Origin of the sequence: Streptomyces sp. NRRL WC-3549 (assembly GCF_000721935.1) — a bacterium.
In the GTDB taxonomy this organism is placed as follows: domain Bacteria; phylum Actinomycetota; class Actinomycetes; order Streptomycetales; family Streptomycetaceae; genus Streptomyces.
The window spans coordinates 48,503-50,029 of the sequence record NZ_KL585430.1 but is presented as its reverse complement, the minus strand read 5'-3'; the positions used below and the strand labels follow the sequence as shown (position 1 = coordinate 50,029).

Sequence of the window (1,527 nt, the reverse complement as noted above, 5' to 3'; positions counted from 1 at the left end):
GCAGCATCGGCTCGACCGCCAGCCGCCCGCCCCTGACCAGCCCCAGCGCGTACGCGGCGGAGCTGGCCTTGACGACGCTGTCGCTCTCGTCGAGCACCACGGCGGAGGAGCTGAGCACGGAGAGGACGGTGTCCACCCCGGGGGGCAGCGACGCACCGCGGTCGGGCCGCAGGGACGTACGCGTGGGGCGCTTCTGCTCGCGCTCGCTCCAGCGGAACGCCAGCATCGCGATCACGCCGGTGCACAGACCGGCCATCGCGGCAGCTGCGGCGACCGCCGCGTTCACGTCCATGCTTCAAGGTTATGCGGGTGCGCCGACACCTTCCCAGCCATCCGGGTGCCATCTCGAACACTCGTCGCCCAGAGTTCACCGGGGGGACGGTGCCGGTTCACCTGGCGGGCCGGATCCCGACGCGTTCGGTCCGCACCGTTGCGAGTGTGGGGGTCGGCCCCGAGACCCCGGCCTCAGTAAGGCCGACCGGCGCTCGGGGGCGGGAGGAGAAGTGGGGCCGGGCCCCGCGCCGCCGCCCCTCGAACGCCGGTCGGGCCAAGGATCTGGAGAGGGACTTCCATGCGCGACGCTTACCACGAGGAACTCGATTCGATCGGCGAGGGCCTCGTCGAGATGGCCCGGCTCGTCGGCTCGGCGATCGGACGGGCCACCACGTCCATGCTGGACGCCGATCTCAAGCTCGCCGAGAGCGTGATCGCCGGGGACCAGAAGGTCGACGACCTGCAGCACGACCTGGAGGCGCGGGCCATCGCCCTGCTCGCCCGCCAGCAGCCGGTCGCCACCGATCTGCGGATCGTGGTCACCTCGCTGCGGATGAGCGCCGACCTGGAGCGCTCCGGCGACCTCGCCCAGCACGTCGCCAAGCTGGCGCGGCTGCGCTTCCCGCAGTCGGCGGTGCCGCACGACCTGCACGCCACCATCCTGGAGATGGGGCAGCTCGCCCAGCGGCTGATGGCGAAGGCCGCCGAGGTCATCATCACCAAGGACGTCGACCTGGCGCTCCAGCTGGAGCAGGACGACGACGAGATGGACCTGCTGCACCGCACGCTGTTCCAGCACCTGATGGACGACCGCTGGAAGCACGGCATCGAGACGGCCGTCGACGTGACCCTGCTCGGCCGCTACTACGAGCGCTTCGCCGACCACGCGGTGTCGGTCGCCAAGCGGGTCGTCTACCTCGTGACGGGTGAGCACGCCGACGAGATCCAGCCACCGGTCCCGGCCGAGGGAGCGTAGGAGCGCGCACCCGCGCAGGGGTCGCACGTCTGTCCAAGCACGCGTGCGCCGTTGATGCGCCCGCCGGGCAGGGCATCCAATGGGTGGTCGGGTACGGCGGGCGGGCCCTGCCCGGTGCGCCGCCCGGCCGTACGGCCCGTGCCGTACGCCGTCGAGTCGTACCCCCGAGGACCCTTGAGGAGGGACCATGGCCGATTCGCCCATGACCGAACCCCAGCAGGAGCTCTCGACCGAAGTGGTGCGCCTGCCCGTGCTCGGCGCCTGCGGCTGCGGCTCCG

The 1,527-nt window shown here is 71.9% G+C and carries 1 protein-coding gene and 1 pseudogene; one reads left to right on the top strand and one right to left on the bottom strand.

Annotated features, from left to right (window positions below; genetic code table 11):
• Positions 1-292, bottom strand: a pseudogene (locus IH13_RS0130370) (two-component sensor histidine kinase); the annotation flags it as partial.
• A gap of 279 nt (positions 293-571) precedes the next feature.
• Between IH13_RS0130370 and phoU the strand changes: the two are divergent.
• A complete protein-coding gene (gene phoU, locus IH13_RS0130365) occupies positions 572-1,249 on the top strand; it encodes a phosphate signaling complex protein PhoU (RefSeq protein WP_031089293.1) in 678 nt (225 codons plus the stop codon).
• The last annotated feature ends 278 nt before the right edge of the window (positions 1,250-1,527 follow it).